Annotated in this window: 22 protein-coding genes; 12 read left to right on the plus strand and 10 right to left on the minus strand. The window is 63.3% G+C overall.

Features of this window, described 5'->3' with window-relative positions:
• Window positions 1-53: 53 nt before the first annotated feature.
• The 5 genes from CWS50_RS02885 to CWS50_RS14025 form a co-directional block, all read right to left on the minus strand.
• Window positions 54-866: a class I SAM-dependent methyltransferase gene (locus CWS50_RS02885; RefSeq protein ID WP_164860058.1), complete on the minus strand. Its 813-nt coding sequence runs from the start codon at window positions 864-866 to the stop codon at window positions 54-56.
• 4 nt (window positions 867-870) lie between these two features.
• Window positions 871-1,374: a CPBP family intramembrane glutamic endopeptidase gene (locus CWS50_RS02890; RefSeq protein ID WP_164860059.1), complete on the minus strand. Its 504-nt coding sequence runs from the start codon at window positions 1,372-1,374 to the stop codon at window positions 871-873.
• Between the two features lie 128 nt (window positions 1,375-1,502).
• Window positions 1,503-2,324: a SagB family peptide dehydrogenase gene (locus tag CWS50_RS02895; RefSeq protein ID WP_127841594.1), complete on the minus strand. Its 822-nt coding sequence runs from the start codon at window positions 2,322-2,324 to the stop codon at window positions 1,503-1,505.
• Window positions 2,325-2,351: 27 nt separating this feature from the next.
• Window positions 2,352-3,314, minus strand: coding sequence for a YcaO-like family protein (locus CWS50_RS02900; protein ID WP_206610495.1), 963 nt, complete (start codon window positions 3,312-3,314; stop codon window positions 2,352-2,354).
• 376 nt (window positions 3,315-3,690) lie between these two features.
• Entirely contained in the window at window positions 3,691-4,542 is an 852-nt protein-coding gene (locus CWS50_RS14025) for a TOMM precursor leader peptide-binding protein (protein ID WP_127841595.1), read from the minus strand.
• A 628-nt stretch (window positions 4,543-5,170) separates the two neighbouring features.
• Between CWS50_RS14025 and CWS50_RS02910 the strand changes: the two genes are divergently transcribed.
• On the plus strand, window positions 5,171-5,362 hold the full coding sequence (locus CWS50_RS02910; protein WP_127841596.1) for a hypothetical protein: 192 nt from the start codon (window positions 5,171-5,173) through the stop codon (window positions 5,360-5,362).
• A 73-nt stretch (window positions 5,363-5,435) separates the two neighbouring features.
• Here CWS50_RS02910 and CWS50_RS02915 read toward each other — a convergent pair whose 3' ends face one another.
• Complete coding sequence (locus CWS50_RS02915; RefSeq protein WP_127841597.1) at window positions 5,436-6,212, minus strand: ABC transporter permease; 777 nt, start codon at window positions 6,210-6,212, stop codon at window positions 5,436-5,438.
• The gene (locus CWS50_RS02920; RefSeq protein ID WP_164860060.1) at window positions 6,193-7,107 is read right to left on the minus strand and encodes an ABC transporter ATP-binding protein; all 915 of its coding nucleotides are present in this window, start codon (window positions 7,105-7,107) and stop codon (window positions 6,193-6,195) included. Before CWS50_RS02920 ends, CWS50_RS02915 begins: the two co-directional genes overlap by 20 nt.
• Window positions 7,108-7,309: 202 nt before the next feature.
• Between CWS50_RS02920 and CWS50_RS14030 the strand changes: the two genes are divergently transcribed.
• The 5 genes from CWS50_RS14030 to CWS50_RS02945 all read left to right on the plus strand — a co-directional run bounded on the left by CWS50_RS14030 (window position 7,310) and on the right by CWS50_RS02945 (window position 12,781).
• Window positions 7,310-7,441 (plus strand): plantazolicin family TOMM peptide, encoded by a 132-nt coding sequence (locus tag CWS50_RS14030; protein WP_164860061.1) that lies wholly within the window; start codon window positions 7,310-7,312, stop codon window positions 7,439-7,441.
• 651 nt (window positions 7,442-8,092) lie between these two features.
• Window positions 8,093-9,025, plus strand: a complete 933-nt coding sequence (locus CWS50_RS02930) for a sugar phosphate isomerase/epimerase family protein (RefSeq protein ID WP_127841600.1) — start codon at window positions 8,093-8,095, stop codon at window positions 9,023-9,025.
• A gap of 200 nt (window positions 9,026-9,225) precedes the next feature.
• Window positions 9,226-10,233 carry a Gfo/Idh/MocA family protein gene (locus tag CWS50_RS02935; RefSeq protein WP_127841601.1) on the plus strand — a complete coding sequence of 336 codons (1,008 nt, stop codon included), beginning with the start codon at window positions 9,226-9,228 and terminating at the stop codon, window positions 10,231-10,233.
• A 74-nt stretch (window positions 10,234-10,307) separates the two neighbouring features.
• On the plus strand, window positions 10,308-11,180 hold the full coding sequence (locus CWS50_RS02940) for a sugar phosphate isomerase/epimerase family protein (protein WP_127841602.1): 873 nt from the start codon (window positions 10,308-10,310) through the stop codon (window positions 11,178-11,180).
• Between the two features lie 155 nt (window positions 11,181-11,335).
• Window positions 11,336-12,781 (plus strand): MFS transporter, encoded by a 1,446-nt coding sequence (locus tag CWS50_RS02945; protein ID WP_127841603.1) that lies wholly within the window; start codon window positions 11,336-11,338, stop codon window positions 12,779-12,781.
• Here the strand turns inward: CWS50_RS02945 and CWS50_RS02950 are convergent.
• Entirely contained in the window at window positions 12,768-13,064 is a 297-nt protein-coding gene (locus CWS50_RS02950) for a winged helix-turn-helix transcriptional regulator (RefSeq protein ID WP_164860062.1), read from the minus strand. The two genes, CWS50_RS02945 and CWS50_RS02950, sit on opposite strands and share 14 nt — an antisense overlap.
• Before the next feature lie 350 nt (window positions 13,065-13,414).
• On the opposite strand from CWS50_RS02950, the gene CWS50_RS02955 reads away from it, so the two are divergent.
• Entirely contained in the window at window positions 13,415-14,107 is a 693-nt protein-coding gene (locus CWS50_RS02955) for a DsbA family oxidoreductase (RefSeq protein WP_127841605.1), read from the plus strand.
• A 364-nt stretch (window positions 14,108-14,471) separates the two neighbouring features.
• Window positions 14,472-15,581 carry a zinc-binding dehydrogenase gene (locus tag CWS50_RS02960; protein ID WP_243118500.1) on the plus strand — a complete coding sequence of 370 codons (1,110 nt, stop codon included), beginning with the start codon at window positions 14,472-14,474 and terminating at the stop codon, window positions 15,579-15,581.
• A gap of 77 nt (window positions 15,582-15,658) precedes the next feature.
• Here the strand turns inward: CWS50_RS02960 and CWS50_RS02965 are convergent, their stop codons facing one another.
• A complete protein-coding gene (locus CWS50_RS02965) occupies window positions 15,659-16,015 on the minus strand; it encodes a hypothetical protein (protein WP_243118430.1) in 357 nt (118 codons plus the stop codon).
• Between the two features lie 408 nt (window positions 16,016-16,423).
• Between CWS50_RS02965 and guaA the strand changes: the two genes are divergently transcribed.
• On the plus strand, window positions 16,424-18,010 hold the full coding sequence (guaA, locus tag CWS50_RS02970; protein ID WP_127843189.1) for a glutamine-hydrolyzing GMP synthase: 1,587 nt from the start codon (window positions 16,424-16,426) through the stop codon (window positions 18,008-18,010).
• Window positions 18,011-18,062: 52 nt separating this feature from the next.
• Here the strand turns inward: guaA and CWS50_RS02975 are convergent, their stop codons facing one another.
• On the minus strand, window positions 18,063-18,755 hold the full coding sequence (locus tag CWS50_RS02975) for an HXXEE domain-containing protein (protein ID WP_127841607.1): 693 nt from the start codon (window positions 18,753-18,755) through the stop codon (window positions 18,063-18,065).
• A 286-nt stretch (window positions 18,756-19,041) separates the two neighbouring features.
• On the opposite strand from CWS50_RS02975, the gene CWS50_RS02980 reads away from it, so the two are divergent.
• From CWS50_RS02980 to CWS50_RS02990, 3 genes are all read left to right on the plus strand, one after another.
• Entirely contained in the window at window positions 19,042-19,623 is a 582-nt protein-coding gene (locus CWS50_RS02980; RefSeq protein ID WP_164860063.1) for a TetR/AcrR family transcriptional regulator, read from the plus strand.
• Window positions 19,624-19,762: 139 nt separating this feature from the next.
• Window positions 19,763-20,596: a GNAT family N-acetyltransferase gene (locus CWS50_RS02985; protein ID WP_127841609.1), complete on the plus strand. Its 834-nt coding sequence runs from the start codon at window positions 19,763-19,765 to the stop codon at window positions 20,594-20,596.
• Complete coding sequence (locus tag CWS50_RS02990) at window positions 20,593-21,384, plus strand: alpha/beta fold hydrolase (protein ID WP_127841610.1); 792 nt, start codon at window positions 20,593-20,595, stop codon at window positions 21,382-21,384. Before CWS50_RS02985 ends, CWS50_RS02990 begins: the two co-directional genes overlap by 4 nt.
• Window positions 21,385-21,552 lie beyond the last annotated feature (168 nt).

Consider the following 21,552-nt stretch of genomic DNA (forward strand, 5'->3'; position numbering starts at 1 on the left):
GCAAACATATCCGAAAGGAACTACGTATGTGGCTAGAACACGATTAGATTTACTTAAGGAGGACTGTGTCGAGCCGTAGTCGAGTAGCAGTTATCTATGGTGCCACGGCGTGCGAATACCCATCCGTGAAGTAACTGCGGGAGCCGTGAACCGGTGGATCGTTCCTGCTGCCTGAGGGCAGTGATTACTCGTGGAGCGGTCATCAACTGCAGATGCTCTCGGGTGCCAAAATCGAAACCCGCAAACGTTGAAGTCCCGGTAAGGACCTCATATCCCTGTTCGGCCGGAGCTGAACGGATGAGGAGATCAGTGAACTGTTGCAAGGTGTAGGCGGAGTCGTACTGACTTCTCAGGTAAGAACGTTCTTCGTCGTTGATGGCGTATGAGAGCCCTAGTTCGAGATCCTTGACGTTGATGTCGACGATATACATCAACCCTCGCGTCGACAGTTGCTGGACGGCGTGGGCGAGTAGGTGTAAAGGCCTTTCCCAAAGTCCAAGAGTCAAGTGTGCGAGAATAGTATCAAAACTCCCTTCGGGTGCTCCTTCCCGAAGGAGCAGGCGCGCTGATGGAACTATCTGGCGTGCACAAGAAAGCGTCTCTGCCACCGTGTCTGTGCCTGTTAGTGAAACTTCAGGATCGCTGTTAGCAACATAAGAAAGGACAAGCCCCTCGCCACAGCCGACGTCGAGAAAACTGCTGGGAGAAAAGCCGTTAAGGGCCTCGTATCTACTGAAAAGAAAAGCAGCTGATAACTTTCCGGTGGCTGTTGTTTCTCGATAATCATGCGCAGAACTGATGTGCGTGAGCAATGGATCATTGAACCAATCTTGAGCCGAAGCCCGGTCTGACTGTGAAGGTGTCATCGCACTACCATACATTCCGCGAGGGTGGAGGGGGTTGTGTCGCCATTATCGTACCGTTTCCCGGCTTTAAAAAAGCCAATGCAAAGTTGTGTGCCACATGAAACACAATTGCTGCAAAAACTGCTCCCGACAGGATTGCAGCCCAAGAAAAGGTAGTGAACAAACAAATATAGAGAAAAAATGCCATGCGTTTATTTTTAGGGTAGTGCAGTGCAATGAAGCCCGCCGCTGAAGTTGCAACAGCTGCATAGTTAGACAGCCCCCAGTGTGTTAGCAGGAGCGGGGCTGTCACCCGCCACAGCAGTTCTTCACCTACGGCAGCGGCGGGAAGAGTAGAAAGATCAGTGCGGTGCCGCCTCTTTCGTATACGCTGGCCAGTTATCAGCCAAACCGCACAGGGCATTAATATGCCAAATCCCGCCCACGCGGCAATCATCAAAAGATGACCAACACAGTTAGGGTACAGGAGTGCAACGGGCATAGCAAGGACGCCTGCGGCAATTGTCACGAGATCGTAGTGGCGTTGGGGCGTGAGTGACAAATTCATCTGACCCCAAATGCCGGTCCTGGGAAAAAATGCAACCTGCACTGGTGCAGTGAGATGCAATGTCAGTCCGAGGGATGAAAGAACTATATTCATATGTCACCAGAAATCCCAACAACAAAAGCGTATATCGGCGCAGTGTCGACTCCATTAGTATAGCCGATCATCTGAGATAGCTCGTCGTCAATGAACCCGCCGAATGGTCTGCCTCCGAGTGAGATTGCTGGAGTTATTAGAGTCAGGTTCTGCATAATATGACCAGCATCAAGAAACACGAACCTCCCCGAACGAGGGTCGTACTTGAAACGGTTTCGCCAGAAACTGGCTGAAAGCACAATGGTAGCAGCAGAAGATGCCACCATGTCTTCTTGCAACAGTGCTTGGGCAAGGAGCTCATCTCTAAAATCTGCAAGACGGACAAGACATGTTCGGTATGGATCGTAGTGATAAACGCCGTGCCTCAGTTTAGTGATACGACTAGCGAAAACATAGATGTCGATTGGGTACAACGCTCCGCCCGAAGGAACACGACGGCGTAGTCCTTCCGGCCGATAAGTAACCCCGTAACTGAAATCAAGCATAGTGGCGAGTTGGGTCAATGTAATTTCCTCGCCAGTGAAATAGTTAGTACTTCGTCGCTCCTCCGCTGCTTCTAGAAGACTAATGGAGGGAGTCAATGGTGCTGGAAGTTGTGTTGCTGGTAGATCGTCGAACCGTTTTCCGGCACGTGTAGCAATTACTTGCAATGCGGGTGAACGGGTGAGTCGACTAACACCTGGGGCATCCCATGCCATTGAAGCCCGGTATACCTTGCTAGCCTCAAACCAGTTCTCAGTAGGATCGTCGTAGGAAAGATACTCATTCCCATAAACAACGTCAACCAGGTTGGTTGCATGACGTTCTATTTCACTCATTTCGGTAGTGTCCTTCCTGGTCCTAGATCATGGGAATGGGTGGGGCGCCTGATTCAAACTGTCAACGGTGAAGGGCCGCGAACATAGGCCAAGTTGATGGGCATGGTTTAGAAGTCGTTGGCCCCCCATGAAACGAGCGTTGTAGGAGGTGTCAAGAGGCCGTAAACCAGATACGACCGTCTTTACTACATGCACCCCTGCATCGCGTATATCCGGGCTGGTGAGATCGAATGTAATGACTCGGTGACCTTGTTGAGACAAATGTTCTACCAGATTATGCCATAGCCTATTTGGGGATGTGTCGTCGAAAGATGGGAGTTCTGAAACCTCGCAACGACAAGGGCTTGTTGTCAAAAAATCTGCTTCAGTCATGATAGGGGTGCCAGCGTAAAGGCGAATGTGATCCTCAAATGTGCGCAGAGTTTTTGAGAAGTCTGCGGGGTGACGGATTACTCTTCCTTCTCTCTGCTCGGTTTTCATCCAAGTCCTAGTGTACATTGCTTCTGTTGCGGCTTTGACGCAGGCACGTTCTACAGTCGCAGCACTGGCAGCACCGATCGCGAATGGCGCAAGTACCGAGGTGCGGCTGCGGACTACTGCGAGGATGGCTGGAATGCCGCTGAACGCTGACATGTTCACAAGATGAATGTCAAGACCAGTGGGCGTGAAGTGTCTTTCAATGTAGTCTTGCAGGGTTGGACTCGAGATTACTTCAATCTGCGGGAGGCTTAATTTGTTGTACCAGGTGAGCATGAAGCCGTCCCGCTCGACCACTTCAAATAAGCCAGAGAGCGCCGCTTCGGTGTACGTGATACCACAAGCGAGACCGTTGCTGGTGGCATAGCCAACAGCGGGCTCATTGCGCCATTGTCCGGCCATGTGGATCAATTGTGCAGGTGCCCATACTGCAGTTCCTGTGATGGCGTCTTTTCCTTCTCGCCACCACAGCGGCAGGTCGTCAGTCCACCGATCGTAACCGAAGTCCTTGATGTTATACTACTGATCAGCAAACATAGCGAAATCATCAGCGCTCAGTAGGTCTAGTTCGTGCCTAAGATCATGAGTGGTCCCATATCTTACAGATGCTGAGTCTGTCGGTGCGTAGGCAGCACTATACCGTTCCACCGTCTCGCCGATTGCAGCCAGGCGGGCGCTAATGAGATCAGGTGATCCTCCACCGTTGTATTGTAAGTGCTACCAGGGACGTCGAAAAGCAAACTGCTATCTGTGCTGTGGGCACCAACAGAATGAGCAAGGATGTCGTCAACATCACGGAGCTTCATGTACTCACGACGCGTGATTCCCACATACGGATCAGAAAGTGGCAGCAAGATCGCCGCTGCTTGCTGGGTGCTAGTCCACTCGCTCATTGCGTTGCCTTCGAGTCTCTACTCTCTACGCTGACAGGATCGTCGTGAAACCAAACTTGAGGGAAGCCCGTGTCGGCTACTGGGGAGCAGTCGGGACAACGGGGTACCCTCAGGACTCTACGGGTTTGAACTTCCAATCCGGTGTCACCGATGGTGATTGTGGTCAGTCCGCCAGGCATAGTGCATGGCCCATGGCTGCGGAGCGTGACACTTTCTAGAAGCAGATTGGAAACTATCCCCGCCTGGATGTAATGTAGTGGGTTCGGGCCGAAGTCAGGGGCAGGGTTATCAATAGGTTGAAGCTTAAGGAGTTCCGGACGGAAGATATCATCGGAGAAATTTGCTGATCTGCGAAGTTGAAAGCATTTTATACAGGCGGATTGATATGGGATACAGAATGGTCCTACCCACGCTGTTTCCGAGTCGAAGGCTATCACAGGAAGCAGCGGTGTGTTAGTTTTTAGCGCGTGGCTGTTGGCAAGAAAGAGCGTTGGATCTATGTAGGAGTTTGCGACTATGACAAGTATATCTCCCCGCGCTTCTGGAACCGAACTGAACACCTGTATATTCGGGCCCTGTGCCGTTGCGGCTAGTTGGATGGTATCCGCTAAGGCGCTCCCCGGACGAGACATCAAGGATACAGATGTCTTCTTCAGGCGCTGTTCGATGGTGTCATCAGATGCCTGACGTCCTGGGCGTAGAGCGGCTAAGATGACTGATGGAGGATAGCGCTTCTGCGCAGTGGTCAATAGACCTGCTTCGACTAATCGGTCCAGCACGGCCGAAACCTGACTGACCGGGAGAGACATGGTTTCAGCCAAGTCTTCGGCAGAGATGTATCCATCCATTCCCAGCTCGTGCAACAACTCAGTGGCGAAACTGGTAACTCCGTCGCCGTGAATAGTGGTAGCGAACTTAGCTGCAACTATGACTAAACTTTCGTCTAGAGACGCCGTCTCGGCAAAAGGTGCCGACGGTAGAACTTATCTGGTTTGAGGTCATTGGCATGTGAGCTCACAGTTGCCTCCTAGTGTCCGTGAGAGATAAGTTGCGGAGTGAGTGGCTGCCTTCCAAGTATTTTCGATAGGACCTGGGTAGTTGCTGACAGCAGCGGATCGGAAGTGGTGTGTTGGTAGTTGGCCACCCAATATGCATCTGTGTCAGACATTCCGTTTGCCAGGAGTTTGTCTGTGAACTCATCTGGTTGCAGGCACGCCAATTCAATGTCCATATTTAAGTTATGTGCCATAGTGTCGCGAAGGTGGGTCATCGGTATGCGCGCAGGCCCGGTCAGGTCGTACGCTTGACCTTTTTTCTTGGATATGGGTTGGGGTAATCCGGCTAATAGCTTCGGCCAGGTCTGACGTCTGTATCCATGCTACACCTTCTTCGTGGAAGGATGACATGAGAATTCCAGCTGCTTGCGCCCACGACCACAGCAGCGGGAGCGATAAGTCTAACGGCGAGCATCGAAGTATGATTGAGTTCGGAATGCTGTTCAGCAGGGTAGACTCCGTGTCGCCGAGCGTGTCATCAAGGTGTGTCCGCCTCGTCGAGATAATAACAGTCTCCCATGAGTTGTTGACGACGCCTTTAAGCTGTTGCAGACTCGGTGCTGAACTTCCAACTAAGTCGATGATCTGGACGGGTGCACAGATGAAGGACTGAAGCGTCTCGGCGAGGCCATTTCATGCCCCGATATAGTGAGCACCATTGATTGCTGACGGATAGGTTGTCGGGGTCATGAGTCGTACTCCCGGTCGCTGTCGCGGCTGGCGCGGATAAGGCATATGACAGTGAGACCGATGGTCCAAGTGAAGAAGCCGACGAGTGCGGGAGCAAAGTGTTCAGTACCTACGCCCGTTGCCCAACTGCTAAGTTCGAGTGCCGAGCGGGTGGGCATTGCGAGGGAGACGGTGGCGAACTGCTCAGGGAAGGCATGAGGAGGTATAAACAGGCCGCCTCCGAAGGCGAGTGCAAGCATGAGCACCTGGGCAACCGCTACTGCTGCTTTGGAACCTAGCAGGTACCCAATCGCGATTCCGATCAACATAGATGGGGCAGAGGTGACAAGCAGGGCTGCGATTCCCGCAAGCAGGCGAGGCAGAGTGAGCGAGGCTTCCGTGCTGAAGGCTGCAAGTAAGATTAGCGGAATTACCGATGCTGCGGAAAGTACTCCTGATGACAGGAGGTAGGATAATAGCCTAGATCCTGCTCCGCAGGGCAGTGTCCGGGTATAAGTGCCCCAAGGGCGTTCTCTCGCCTGGGAAACTTCCGTGGCGAACTGGAACAAGGAATTGACCATAACGCCGAATACGGCCAGGCCAATCACTGCGCTGGTGGCTAGTTCCGAGTCTTCTGCAACCGCGCGTTGCGGTACGACAAAGAACAGTAGGCCGATGCTGGGAGCGAAGAGACCCATGAGGATGCTGATGGGTATTCTCACGGCTTCACTGAGCTGGAACTTAGCTTGTACTAGGGCTAGGTAGATGGGGTTCTTAAGCGTTGTCGTGCTCATCGATTATCCTCGTGTTGCGGCTGGCGGCGGAGAGTGCATTGTTAACGACTTCGATGTTGTTGAGTGTGCCTGTGTTATGCAGTGCCCAGCGCAAGGTTTCGTCTAGGTCGTCGGTGATGAACTCTAGTACTCCGTTGCGGTAGTGGGACTCACCGTGGCGGTAGATTGCGTGGTAGGCATCTGGGGTGGTGGTCGAGATCCGCACCTTTGCTAGTCTGCTTGCCGCTCGGATATCTGTGATAGGTGCGTCTTGGACGACTCGTCCTTCTTTGAGGGCGACTACTCGCTGGGACAATCGTTCGATGTCTTCCAAGTAGTGGCTCGTGACTATTAATGTAGTACCGGCATCGACTCGTGCTGCTACTCGCGTCCACAGCAGTTCTCGTGATTCATCATCCAGGCCGGTCGTTGGTTCGTCGAGTAGAACTAGTTTCGGGTTGCCGACGAATGCGAGGGCGACGGTCACTAGTCGTCTCTGCCCACCAGATAATCCGCCCACCTGCCTTCCCAGCAGATGTCCAATGTTGAACTCCTCCACCAATTTAGATATTTTTGCGGTTTTTTGGTAGAACGCTTGGACATATGCGAGCACCTCGCCAACCCTTGCTGTTTCAGGCAGGCTCAATGCCTGCGGTGCCATGCCGAGCCTGGTACGCGATCGCGGGTTCGTCGGGTCGCCTCCAAACAGTCGGACTGTCCCGCAGGTCGGTCGTCGTAACCCGGCAAGCAACGCCAGCAGCGTAGTCTTGCCCGCCCCATTGGGCCCTACAAGCCCCACAGCCTCACCCGCAGTTATTTGCAAGGTAATATCGGTTAGTGCCGCCTGCCTTCGATATTTTTTGCATATTGAGTCGAAGTGAGCGACTGTTGGATGGGCGCCCGTCGTCATGTCCATGGATCTAGCGTAGCGCGTTGCGACTTTGCATTGCAAAACACTTTGTGAGGCAGACATGGATTTCAGCGTGCTGTGGAGCCAGTCTGTATTTCACCTGTTATTAATATCATAGTTTCTTTGGTTGTGCTTGATGTATGGTGTGTATTGCGCTGATGCAGTCAGTGTGCAGATCTTGGCGAGCCGGACGCGAGAGGAGGTGGTTATGGAAGCCATCGCCTTGCCGGATGTATCTACGATGACGATCACGAGTTTCGGTGAGGGTCAGCACCTGTTTGAGCCTATGGCGGCTCGATGCACGACCACGACCATCATCTCCAGTTCCAGCTGCTTCTAGGCGTGAGGTCGCCATGACTTTGTGTTGTCGCAGTGGGCATGTGGTTCCGCGAAGTTGAATGCCTTTGCGGAACCACATGTGTGTCTGGCTGGGAACTTAGGTGCTTTGGTGGTGGGTGAGTGGGTCTGGTGATGAGATGTTGGGTCTTGTCGCGCGGTGGTGCGTTGTTAAGCTGCGGCGGTGAAGCTTTGCTTGTGTCACTTCCCCTGGGGATGCTTGTTCTGGTGACGGGCTCGATCCGTGGGGTCTGGTCTGGGTGAGGTCGGAGACTGCAGGGCTGTGACGCGTGTGACTGCCTTGACTGTCGGCGTGGGAGGTGTTCTTGCTGCGTATGGCGGGACCCTCCTGTGGGTGGCGCGAGTCAGGCTGGTGCGGGCGTGGCTGTGAAGGTGGTGGGGGTCCTGGCCCCGCTGCTGGTCTCCGGGACCTTGTGCGCAAGACGTCTTGCGTGGTAGTGCGGGTCTGTTGGTGGTCAGCCGCCATAGGCCACCTGAAGATGTGCAGCATGGGAGCCTGGAGGTGTAGGCGCTGCGGGCGGGGCACGACCAACGCTGTATGTCCTGACAAAGCCTGGACTTCTTGACGTGGGTGCGGTAACCTCGGTCTCACGTCCGAAACGATTCGGACGAAACCTGCGACTGAGGAGCGACAATGACGTCCAAGGCTGTCAACACCAGTGACCCCAGGTACTCCAAGCTGACCATCGGCGTGTGCCCCGACCAGTGGGGCGTCTGGTTCCCTGAGGACCCCAAGCAGATGGACCCCCGCCAGGCCTGGGAGGAGATGGCTGAGGCCGGCTTCGAGGTGATCGAGACCGGCCCCTGGGGCTACTTCCCCACCGACCCCAAGGAGCTCCAGAAGTGGTGCGACGACTACGGCATGCGGGTCGTGGCCGGCACCGGGTGGGGCATCCTCCACAAGGAGGAGGCCTGGGAGACCACGCTGACAACCTTCCGGGCCATCGCGGAGACCCACGCCGCCGTGGGCGCGGAGTACATCGTCCACCTGCCCCCGCTCTACCGCGACGACAAGACCTGGGAGTGGACCGACGACCGCGTGCTCTCCGACGACGCCTGGAAGCTCTACGTGGAGCACGCCAACGCCCTGGGGCAGATGCTCCTGGACGACTACGACCTCAAGATGGTCCTCCACCCCCACGGGGACTCCCACATCGAGACCCCCGAGGAGATCGCCCGCATCTTTGACGCCACCGACCCCAGGTACGTCAACCTCTGCCTGGACTCCGGCCACGTCGTCTACGGCGGCGGCGACCCGGTCGAGCTGTGCAGGAAGTACCCCGAGCGCATCACCTACGTCCACATCAAGGCCTTCGACGAGGCCATCACCAAGGAGGCCCACGAGAAGGACTGGCCCTTTGGCGAGGCGGTCACCAAGGGCGCCTCGGTCTGCCCGCCCGCAGGCCTGCCCGAGATGCACGACTTCGTTGACGCCCTGGCGGACCTCGACAAGCCCATCTACTGCATCTGCGAGCAGGACTGCTACCCCTGCGACCCGTCCTTCCCCAAGCCCAACGCCATCAACATGCGCACCTACCTGGCCGAGTGCGGCCTGGGGCTGGCCTGAGGCGGCTGGACCTTCCGGGCGCTGACTGACCGCGTGGCTGCGGTGCTATGTGGCGCCGGTGGGTGCCCGCCGACGGCGCCGGGCTGCCCTGCCGAGGTGGTCTCGGCGCCAACCCGGCCGCGCCGTGGACACTGCTCGGCAGGCCGACTTCCTCCAATATCCAATATCACTGACTGACGCTACTCAACGAGGAGACAACCATGAGTGTCCGTATTGGACTGATCGGGGCCGGCGGCATGGGCCGCGCCCACGTCGAGCGCATTGAGAACGAGCTGGCTGGCGGGCGCGTCGTCGCCGTGGCCGACCTCAACCTGGATGCTGCCAAGGAGGTCGCCGAGCCCCTGGGTGCCACGGCCTACGGCAGCGGTGCCGAGCTCATCGCCGACCCCGATGTCGACGCCGTCCTGGTGGCGACCTTCGGCAAGGTCCACGCCCCTGACGTCATCGCCGCCGTCGAGGCGGGCAAGTACGTCCTGTGCGAGAAGCCGCTGGCCACCACGCCGCAGGACTGCATCGCCATCATGGATGCCGAGCAGAAGGCGGGAAAGAAGCTCGTCACCGTGGGCTTCATGCGCCGCTTCGACCCCGGCTACCAGGAGATGCGCGCCACCCTGGCCGGCGGGGAGCTTGGCTACGCCACCCTGGTGCACTGCCGCCACCGCAACCCCTCAGTGCCAGAGGGCTACGTCACGCGTAACATGATTGATGACACCGCCATCCACGAGATCGACACCTGCCGCTACCTGTTGAACGAGGAGATCGTCTCCGTGCGCGTGGACGCCCCGCGCTCCACCAGCCGCCGTTTTGACCACCTGCGTGACCCGCTGGTGCTGGTGGCCAGGACGGAGTCCGGCGTGCTCATTGACGACGAGGTCAACGTCAACATCCAGTTCGGCTACTCTATCGAGTGCGAGCTGGTCATGGAGGCCGGCACCATCCGCCTGGGGGACCAGAACACCACGGTCACCCGTGACTCCCACGGCAACCGCAACCCGATCTGCCGCAGCCACGTGGACCGCTTCCACACGGCCTTCAACCAGGAGGTCCAGCAGTGGATCCGCGCGGTGGAGCGCGACGAGCACACCGGGTCCACCTCCTGGGACGGCTACGCCGCCACCTGCGTGGTGGACGCCGCCCTGGAGTCCCTGGAGAACGAGGGTCGGGAAGTCACTGTCTCTACCATCGACAAGCCCGCCCTCTACGCCTGAGCCTCGCTGACAGATGCCCCTAGCGTGGTGCGACGACGTCGGTTGGCGCTGTCGCACCGGAGAGGAGACCACCTGTGGTCGATATCGCCCTTGACCCCAACATGTACTACCGCACCATGCCCACCGTCCGCACCCTGTACAAGGCGGCCGAGCTGGGTTTTGAGCACGTGGAGCTGTCGCCCAACGCGGACTTCCACCTCTGGCACCACCGCCCGGCCGCCGACGACGCCTTCGTCGCCGAGCTGAACAAGGCGCAGAAGGAGACCGGTGTGCGGGTGCGCACCCTCAACCCGGTCTTCAACTGGTCCTCGCCGGTGGAGGAGGAGCGCACCGCTCAGGTCTCCAACTGGCGCCGCCTCCTGGAGCTGGCCGACCAGCTTGACGTGCGTGAGATCACCTCGGAGTTCTCCGGGGACCGCAACCAGGCCCGCCGCAGCGAGGAGCAGTGGTTCCGCTCCATTGAGGAGCTGGCCCCGCACTTCGAGCGCTACGGGATCCGCCTCAACATGGAGGCCCACCCCTACGACTTCGTCGAGCTGCACGACCCGGCCCTGCGCCTGGTGCGTGCGGTCAACAAGGACTGGATCGGCTACGAGTTCTGCTGCCCGCACGCCTTCCACCTGTCTGACGGCGCCGGCGACGTGGAGCGGATGATCCGCACCGCCCACGAGGCCGGCAAGCTGCGCGAGGTCCACGTTGCCGACGGCTTCAACCACCGTGCCAACGACGGCAACCGCTACATCGTCAACCCGCCCGGCGCCGATGTCACCGTGCACCAGCACAACGAGGTCGGTAACGGCGAGGTCGACTGGGACGCGGTGTTCTCCACCCTGAGGGACATCCGCTTTGACGGCGTGCTGTCGGTGTGCGTCTTCGGCTGGCACGAGCACGCCGACGACATCAACCGGCGCGTCCTGGCCCGCCTCAAGGACGAGCTCGGCGCCTGAGACGCGGCTGGGCGGATCCCTGACCTGTGCTGCGGCCTCACGGGACGCCCGTGAGGCCGCAGCCGTTCATTCTTCCCGGGGCACCGCCTGTCCCCGACAGGGGAGGTGTGTCGAGACCGTATCCTGCCGCCTATGACGTACACGGTGAGCCGGTCATGACCTCGCCCGCGCCGCGCAGCCCCTTGCGGCTGCGCCTGTACGCGTGGGTGGCAGGTGTGCTCCTGGGCTCCCTGGAGGGGGTGCTTGCGGTCGTCGTCGCAGGTGGCGCTGGCAGGGGCGCCGCAACGGCTGGCCTCCCAGGTGGGGGCAGCGGTGTGGAGGAGGCGACTGGCGGTGCGCTCGGCGCGGCCAACCCGGCGCCTGCCGTGCCGGTGGCCCTCGTCCTGTGCGCCATGGTTGTGGTGGGGGCGTTGTGCGGCCCGCGGCTGAGCCGCCTGCTCGGCAGGAGGGTGGCGGACCTGGGGGCCGGGGCGCTGATCGTGGCCGGGGCGCTGCTGGCGGCTGCCTTGACAGGGGGTGAGGGTCCCTTAGGCGCCAGGACCGCTGGTGCCGTGGTGGCTGGCCTGGTCGGGCCTGCTGCCGCAGGGGCTGGTGCGGGGCTCCTGCTGCTGGTGGCCCCCCAGGTCTGTCACGAGCTCTCCCTGCCCGGTCACAGACGCCTCATGCCCCAGGCGATGGCGCTTATGCCAGCGGGTGCTGCGCTGGTGGTGCTGGGGGGAACCCTGGGTGCGCGGTGGCTGCCGGATCCTGCGCGCGGGGCGTGGCTGGGTGTCCTCGTGCTGGGTGCCGTGCACCTGGGGGTGGGCATCAGCCTGCCCGAGAGTCCGGTCTGGCTGGCGGAACGGGGAGGGGACGTCAGAGCCTTCGAGGCGCTGCGGCGCCTGCATGGCAACCTGGAGGCTGCTGTCGCCGTCGACTGGGCCCGCCACGAGGCAGGCATGGCCCGCGAGCAGCAGCGGCTGACCGCCGCCGACCTCAGGATTCCCCAGATTCGCCAGGCCACCGTGACCAGCGTGGTGCTCGTGGTGGCGCAGGAGGCGCCCCTGGGGGCCGCTGCGCTCGTCCTGGCTCCTGCGGTGGCTGACCACCTGGGAGGAGGCGCGCGCACGGTCGCCGCCGCCTGCGTGGGCTGGGGCGTCGTCAGTGTCCTGGCCCTGCTCCTGGGGCGGGTGGAGACCCTGGAGCGGCTGCGCTTCCTGCGGGTGGTGCTGGGCAGCGTGGTCGCGGTGGTGGCTGCCACGGTGCTGGTGACCACCACTAGCGCTGGTGGCGGGGGACCGTCAGACGCGGACCTGCCAGGAGGGGCGCTGGCCGGGACTGTCGTCGGCTGCCTCGTCGCGCTGGTGGCAGGCCAGTACGTCCTGGTGCTGCCCGCATGCCAGGGTGCAGTAGATCCGCAGATTCCCCCGTGGCTGGTAGGCACCCAGCGTCGGCTGGTAGCGGTGGGGCAGTCCCTGGCCCATGCCGGCGCGATCGTGGTCCCCCTGCTGGTCTACCAGCGCTGGGGCCTGGACGTGGTGGGCTGGGTGATGTTCACCCTGACCGTGGTCGCGCTGGCGGTGGTGCTGGTCCGGATGCCGCGTGCGCTCAGGGCTGCCTGACCTGTGGGACTCCCAGGGTCTCGTGTGCCTGGCGCATCTGCTCCGCCTCCTCCTGGGAGAACTCGAACTCCTTCTCGCTCCAGGCCCACATGTCGCTCCAGTCCCACATGGTCTGGACAAGCGGCCTGAGGCTCTCTCCGCGACGGGTCAGGCGGTAGTCCACCCTGGGCGGGGGCTCGCCGTGGTCGGTACGCTCAAGAAAGTCGTCCTCAACCAGCTCTTTTAGTTGCTTGAGCAGCGCGGAGTCCCGATATGCCGTGCAGGCAGCACCGTAGCTGCCCACAGTGCCTGACGTCCGCCAGGGCGACGTAGAAGAGGATCTCAATCCTCCACTTCCCGCCGATAACCTTCTGACGGGACGTGATTGCAGGGCACCACGTGATCTTGGGGGCCTCTGGCATTGACCCCACCTCTTGTCGTGGGTACTGAGAGAAAGGCAGTACTAGGAAGTCGTGGCCGCGCTCGCTACGGTAGTCATGCCGCAGGACATGAGCAAGTCTGAGGCCGGTGGCCGCGTGCGTTGTCCCGTGAGGGCCGTACGGCACACGACCTGCGCTCGACTGGACACGGCCCGTACACGCGGCCGGGCGCAGGCACTCCACCGGCAGCAGGGCTACGACGAGGAGGAAGCACATGAAGGTGACCTACTGGTCCGACTACGCCTGCCCGTACTGCTACATTGGCAGGACGCGCCTAGGCAGGGCGATTGACAGCCTCGGGCTGGCCGACGAGGTCGAGCTCGAGATGAAGTCCTTTGAGCTCTACCCTGACGCCCCCTACGAGGTCCAGGGCGCCACGGTGGACAGGTTTGCCCGGAAGTACCGCCTCACCACCAAGGCGGCCCGACAGCGCGTCGAGGCGATCAGCAGCCTGGGACGCGCCGAGGGAATCGACTTCAACTACGCCACGACGCTCAACACCAACATGCTCGACGCCCACAGGCTGACCAAGCTCGCCCACGAGCTGGGCGTCACGGGCTTTGAGGAGCTGTGCTTCCACGCGTACTTCGTCGACAACGAAGTCATGGCCGACCACGACGTCCTGCGGCGCCTGGCGGCGGAGGCTGGCCTGCCCTCCCGGGAGGTAGAGCGGGTGCTGGCGGGCAGGGACTACGCCGACGCCGTGCGCGCCGACGAGCGCGAGGCCCACGAGATGGGTGTCGACGCCGTGCCGTACTTCGTGGTGGACGACACCTACGTCATCACTGGCAGCCGGCCCACCGAGGAGATGGCGCGCGTGCTCTACCAGGCCAGCGCCGAGAGCCTGGGCAGGCAGGACGACTCCGTCGGTGGTGCCTGTGGGCCCCAGGGGTGTGCGCTGCCATGAGCGTGAGGGTCCACCCGCTGCAGGTACAGGGTGTGACCGTCGGTGCCGCCGTGGTCGCGATATGCCCAGCTGGGACCTGCGGCCTGGAATTGTCAGGACAAATGACGTAGGCTGGGTGCACGCGGCGAAAGCCGGGACGCGGGTGCGGTGGGGCGAGTGTGCCCCGAGGCGCTTCTGAGCGTTCCTGGGCGCCCCGGGTTGGCTCTGAGCCCGGGGCTCTGCTGACAGTTTGTCGTCGCTCCGAGTGTCCACTCCTGAGAGGTAACCAGCAATGACCACCACGACGCGCAACGACGCCGTCCTGACTCCTGACGCCGTTCCAGGTGCCGCCCCCGATGCTGTGCCTGACACGATTCCTGAGGTGATGCAGGCGGCGGTGCTGCGTGACCCTGGGGCAGGTCTGCGCGTCGAGACGCTGCGTACCCCCCGCCCCAAGGCGGGTGAGGTCCTTGTCAAGGTCGCTGCCTGCGGGTTGTGCCACTCCGACCTCCACGTCATGGGGGGAGCGATCTCCTTCCCGCTGCCCGCGGTCCTGGGGCACGAGGTGTCCGGGACGGTCGTTGAGCTGGGGCCGGGCACCGAGCACACCGGGCTGGAGGTCGGCCAGCGGGTCGCGGGCGGCTTCCTCATGCCCTGCGGCCAGTGCGAGGCCTGTGCCGCTGGCCGTGACGAGCTGTGCGGACCCTTCTTCGAGCTCAACCGTCTCAGGGGTGTGCTCTACGACGGCACCACCCGTCTGGCTACGCCCGACGGCGAGCCGGTGGCGATGTACTCCATGGGTGGCCTGGCCCAGTACTGCGTCATCCCTGCCACGTCTGTGGCCCCGGTGCCCGCCGAGATCGACGTGGTCCCAGCGGCGATCCTCGGCTGCGCGGCGCTGACCGCCTACGGCGCGGTGCGCCGTGGCGCGGACCTGCGCTACGGGGAGACCGTGGCCGTCGTGGCCACAGGGGGAGTGGGCACCAACATCGTCCAGGTGGCCCGGGCCATGGGCGCCAGCCAGGTTGTCGCCATCGACGTCTCTGACGACAAGCTCGCCCCCATGCCCGGCTACGGGGCCACTGCTGTGGTCAACTCCGTCACCCAGGACGCTCGTGAGGAGGTCTTCCGGCTGACCGGGGGCAAGGGGGTGGACGTGTCCTTCGAGGCCCTGGGTATCCCGGCGACGTGGGCCACTGCCCTGGACGTGCTGGCTGACGGTGGTCGCATGGTCCCGATCGGCCTGGGGGCGGGGGTGCAGACCGCTGGCGTGGAGATCAACCGGACTGTGCGCCGGTCCCAGTCGATCCTGGGCTCCTACGGGGCGCGGACCCGCCAGGACCTGCCTGCTGTGGTGGACCTGGCTGCCAGGGGTGTCATCAACTACAAGGACGTGGTCTCCCGCCGCTTCCCGCTGGAGCAGGCGGGGGCTGGCTACGAGGCGCTCCACAACCGGGAGGTCCAGGGGCGCGCTGTGGTCGACATGTCCCTGTAGCAGGTCTGGCACGCTCGCAGCGCTGGCTGCGCGGGCTTCGTCGGCCGCGCAGCCTCACGTGAGGCTGATCAGGCGCCTCAGCGGGACAGGGTGCTGACTCCGGTGTAGACGCAGGATCCAGCAGCCACGACACCCAGCAGGGCGGCAGCGAACATGACTGCGGGCACGCCGGTCACGGCACCGATGGTGGCCATGGTGGCGATGCCCAGCATGACGGCGACCATGGCCACCAGGAAGGTGGTGCGGTCCAGCTCGGCGTGCCGGCTCTGCTGCTGTGCCTGCGTGGCCTGGGTGCCCACGTGCTGCGCGGCGGTCGTGGCAGTGGTGGTCTCGGCGGTCGTCTCGACAGTAGCGGTCATGGTGGGTTCCTCTCCGTGGTTGGTGCCCGGGCCTGCGATGACCTCTGTGGCCCCGGGGATCGTGAGGGGTGCCATGCAGGTCCACCTGACCTTGTGGGTCGTGCGTCCCTGCACGACCCTGTGCAGCCGGTAGCCCGGCTGGCCGGTCCAGGCCAGGCGTGCGGCCCGGACCGGCTGAGTGGCTTGCGCCGGAAGGAACACTACGGACCTGTGCCCCCGTATGTCCAGACAAACGAGGGTGAGGTGCGTTGCGTCGCCGAGGCGTGGGACGCACGCCTGTGACGAAGCGCAGGAGCGTCGGGGACGTGCTGGGAGGTACGGGAGTGCATAGGAGGGACACGGCTTGCGGGCAGGTGCCGGAGTGCGGGCAGGTGCCAGGGCGCAGACGGGTATGCTGCTGTGGTGACGACACCTCAGAACAGCCTCGGGGCAGGTACCGCCACCAGTGCCGCTGCCAGTGCCACTGAACCGTCCTCCCCCTCCGTGCCCGCAGAAGGTGCTGGGACTGGCGCTGTCGGCCCCGTGCTCGTGGTGGACTTCGGTGCCCAGTACGCCCAGCTGATTGCCCGCCGGGTGCGTGAGGCCTCGGTCTACTCCGAGATCGTGCCCCACACCATGCCTGCGGAGGAGGTGCTGGCCCGGCGGCCTGCCGCTGTCATCCTCTCCGGAGGGCCGTCCTCGGTCTACGCACCCGGGGCTCCCGGCCTTGACGCTGCTGTCCTGGAGGCGGGGGTGCCGGTCCTGGGGATCTGCTACGGTTTCCAGGTCATGGCCCAGGCCCTGGGGGGGCAGGTGGGGCGTACCGGCACGCGCGAGTACGGGCGCACCACAGCGCGCGTGGAGCCTGGCAGCCGCCTGTTTGCCGGGACCCCTGCCGAGCAGGTGGTGTGGATGAGCCACGGCGACGCTGTGCAGGCCGCCCCCGCCGGGTTCCTCGTCACCGCCTCCACCGACCAGACCCCGGTGGCCGCCTTTGAGGATGTCCAGCGCCGCCTCTACGGGGTCCAGTGGCACCCGGAGGTGCTTCACACCGAGCACGGCCAGGCGGTGCTGGAGCGCTTCCTTCACGAGGAGGCCGGGATTCCCGCCACCTGGACGCCCGGCAGCATTATCGACGAGCAGGTCGAGCGTATCCGTGCCCAGGTGGGTGAGGGCCACGTCATCTGCGGGCTGAGCGGAGGCGTGGACTCCTCGGTGGCTGCGGCCCTGGTTCACCGGGCGGTGGGGGACCGGCTGACCTGCATCTTCGTGGACCACGGGCTGCTGCGCTCCGGTGAGCGTGAGCAGGTGGAGAGGGACTACGCGCAGGATATGGGTGTCCGCGTCGTCACCGTGGACGAGACGCAGCGCTTCCTGACCGCCCTGACCGGGGTGAGCGAGCCGGAGGCCAAGCGCAAGATCATCGGCCGGGAGTTCATCCGCTCCTTCGAGGCGGCCCAGCGCCGCGTGGTGGAGGAGGTTGGTGCCGCAGGCGGGCAGATCCGCTTCCTGGTGCAGGGCACTCTCTACCCCGACGTCGTGGAGTCTGGCGGCGGTGAGGGTGCGGCCAGTATCAAGAGCCACCACAACGTGGGCGGGCTGCCTGAGGACCTGGACTTCGAGCTGGTCGAGCCGCTGCGCACGCTGTTCAAGGACGAGGTCCGTGCCGTGGGCCGCGAGCTGGGGGTGCCCGAGCGGATCGTGGCCCGCCAGCCCTTCCCCGGTCCGGGTCTGGGCATCCGGGTCATCGGGGAGGTGACGGCAGAGAGGCTGCGTGTCCTGCGCGCGGCTGACGCCATTGCTCGGGAGGAGCTGAGCGCGGCGGGCCTGGATCCCGAGATCTGGCAGTGCCCGGTGGTGCTGCTGGCCGAGGTGCGTAGCGTGGGCGTCCAGGGAGACGGACGTACCTACGGCCATCCTGTCGTGCTGCGGCCGGTCAGCAGCGAGGACGCGATGACCGCTGACTGGACCCGGCTGCCCTACGACGTCCTGGCGCGCATCTCCAACCGGATCACCAACTCGGTCCCTGAGGTCAACCGGGTGGTGCTGGACGTCACCAGCAAGCCCCCGGGCACTATCGAGTGGGAGTGAGTCTCGGGGCGTGTGCCTGGTGCGTAGCGGCGGAGTGCCCACGCGCACGGCCCTACGCGGCGATCCTGAACAGCCTGCAACCGAGCCAGGCCAGGGCGAGCGGAAGGAACACGGCCACGACATCGCCAGCCAGGACCGCGACCGGGCCCAGCGGTGCCAGCGCGTAGACCCTGAAGAAGATGACGTGGGCCAGGATGCCTGCCCCGAGTGTCACTGCCAGGCCCGCGCGCGACATGACGTGCCCTCTGAGGCACAGGACGATCATCCACACCGTGCCGGGAATGAAGAGGAGGGTGCCCGTAACCACGCCGGGGTTCTGGGACGGGTCGAAGCCTCCGGTGATGTGCGTGATCCCGTTGAACAGCATGAACCCAAACAGGGAGAACCCGATGACAGGGTTTCTTCGTGCCAGGAGGGCGGCGAGAGGGGCCACGAACCACGCGAGGAGAATGTTGACCACGGGGAAGTGGGCCGCAGGGAGGTTCGTCAGGTCGAAGGGGAGCACCCCGCTTGTGGTGACGAAGCGCACTAGGTCGTACTGACCGTCGGTGATGTGGAAGGAGTACTCCTCGAACTGGTGGGCCGTATAGGTGACTACCGGGAACCAGGCGAACCATGCCGGGTCCCTCCACCGGCTGATGCTGGTGGAGCTGCGCAGCACGTTAGTGCCAAACATAAGAACCAGCACCGTGAGACAGATGCCCAGCCCCATCCAGGGCCAGGAGTACCAGAACTGGGTCGCCATTGGAACCTGCCTTTCTCGTGAGCCGCGGTGTTCTCTGACCGCTTCCCGGGCTTTTTCGGCCTCCGGGTTCTTGGAGGCGACTTGACCCTAGCGCCTGCGCTGCTGAGGCTAAATGGAAGGTTGCGGCCGGTTCTTCCGGTTCCTCGTACGGCGTCATCGGCTGTGGTGGTTCCTGCCTGCTGGGGAGGGGAGCCGGGGCTGGCTGCTGGCGGCGGGTCTGCGTGGTCCTGCTACTGGTAGCCTGGCCTGTCCATATGGCCTCAGGCAGGCACAGGGGGTGTGGGACGTGGCGCGACCGAGGGCGGACCTGGGTGAGGACTCTGCGAGGAACCGGATCAAGGACGCGTTCTGGGGAATTCTGTCGCAGTGCCCGTACGCTGACGTGACGATCAAGCGTCTTGCCCGCGAGGCTCGGGTCAATCACAAGACGATCTACTACCACTACGCAAACGTGGACGACCTGGCCGAGCAATTGTTCCGCGAGAACCAGGCTGAGGCCGATGTCTCCCTGCTGGTTGGGCGGCTCATCCTGGGTGAGGAGGTGTCGGGGCTCCTTTCCAGCCCGCAGGTCCGGGCCTCGTTGCGTCGGGGGTGGCTCTACGCCAGAGGTGACTCCCCGTATCTGTTGAGCATCTTCAGGAAGCATGTCATGCGAGCCTGGCTGGAGTACGCGGGTGTCTCGCGCGAGGAGCTGTCGGAGGAGGAGCTGTTCGACATCGACTTTGTTGTGCACGGACTGACGGCCTCGATCGGCGACTCGCTCGCGTCCGGGAGAACTGAGGCGCTGGCCGGGCTGGCGCATCGTGAGCTCGGGAGGGCTGTGCGCGCGGTGATGCGCCGAGCCCTCGTCGAGCGGCACGACCAGTAGGCTCACGCCTCATGGGACGTGGTGCCGACGCCCCGCTGGGGACGCTGGTAGCAGACGCTGGCCGGGGCGGTGCTGGTAGTGAGGTTGGGATGGTCGGGGAGGTTGCGCGCGCTCGGCTGCCGTGTGAGACGATCCCGAGATGCTGAACCGATACGCCACCGGCCTGACCCTGCGTCGCAGGGCGGAGGTCGCCGCGCTGTACCACCGTGCCTTCCCGCCCAGCGAGAGGGTCCCCCTACCGCTGCTGTGCCTGGCTTCCCTGCGCCGCGGCGTGGACCTGGAGGTCTATGAGGAGGGCAGCGCGCTCGCCGGAGACTGTGCGTCGGCTGGAAGCGGTCCCTCGGCCGGGGGCGGGCGTGACGCGCGTGCCAAGGGTGGTGCCTCCTGGGAGGGTGCTGGCTGCCATGGCCCTGGCCGTGGCTCGTGCAGCGGCCTTGTCGGCTTCACCTACACCGTCCAGACGCCGGAGGTCTTCTTCCTGCTGTTCCTGGCCGTTGACGACGCCCACCAGGGACGCGGCTACGGCTCGCAGATCCTGGGTGACGTGTTGGAGCGGGCCGGGAGGCGTCCTGTGGTCCTGGAGATCGAGCCGCTGGACCCCAGCGCGAGCAATATCGACCAGCGGTACCGGCGGCTGGCCTTCTACCGGCGCCACGGGCTGGAGCTGACCGGCTACGACGTCCTGGAGGGCGGCGAGCGCTACACCGTGCTCTCCAGCACCCTGCCGCTCCACGTCCCCGCCCTGGGCCGGGCGCTGCGCCGCCTGGTGCCCAGCCCCCTGGGCCTGCCAGGCCTGGAGCGCACCAGGTTCTGGCCAGAACGGGATACCTGGCCGCAAGCGGCCTGCCCTGCCGCGTGGCCAGCTGGTTCCGTCAGTGCCCGGGGGTCGGTCGAGGCTGCGGGCGCGGAGAGCACCGCAGATTCTGCTGGTGCCGCTGCGTCGGCAGGTGCGGTGGAGAGGCCGCGTCCATGACGCGGTCGGCACGGGGGACAAAGGGCTACAGCTCGAGGCCGCTTGCCTTGACCGTGGCGGGCCAGCGCGTGGGTGGACTGGCCTACGTGCCGGGCTCTGCGACCGCTGCCAGCCCGGCGCCCCTGGTGGTGTGCTGCCACGGCATGGACGGCTCTCACCTGCGGGTGGCGCCGCTGGCCCAGCGCCTGGCGGCCCAGGGCGCGGTGGCGGTGTGCTTTGATTTCCGCGGCGGCGGGGGAGCGGCCAGCCAGGGGAAGGCTGAGGACATGTCCGTTCTCACCGAGCTGGCTGACCTGGAGGGGGTCCTGGCTCAGGTCGGCCGGTGGGACGTTGTTGATGCCACGCGCGTGGCGCTGTTCGGGGTGAGCCTGGGTGGGGCAGTGGCCGCGCTGGCGGCGGCCCGGCACCCCTCACAGGTGTCCGCGCTGGCCTTGTGGTACCCCGCGCTGGGCCTGGCGGAGGACCTGCGCTCGCGGTTCCCGACCTTGGCGGCGGTGCCGCAGCGCTACGAGCACCGAGGTACTCTCCTGGGGCGCGCCTACGCGGCCGACGCCTGGGACCTGGATGTCTACGCCGAGGTCGCCGCCTACCGGGGGCCGGTGCTCATCATCCACGGAGACCAGGACCGCTCTGTCCCTCTGACCTCCTCCCAGCGGGCGGTGCGCGCCTTCCCCGACGCCCAGTTGGTCACCGTGCCCGGGGCTGGACACGGCTTCGCCGACGAGCGGTGGGAGCGGGCGGTGGGGCACACTGTTGAGTTCCTGCGGTGGAACGCGGTCCTGGACTAACGCGGTCCTGGCCCCCTGAGCCGTGCCTGGGCGCTAGGCCTTGTCCCCCGTCATGAGTCTGGGAGCCCTGCTGCCCGGCCCTGCTGTCAGTAAGCCGGGGCTCTGTCGCGTGGCCGTGGCCCATCGGCAGTGGCCTGAGGCTTCGCCACCCGTACGGCAGGCTTGGCT

This window comes from Actinomyces wuliandei (genome assembly GCF_004010955.1).
GTDB classification, from domain to species: Bacteria; Actinomycetota; Actinomycetes; order Actinomycetales; family Actinomycetaceae; genus Actinomyces; species Actinomyces wuliandei.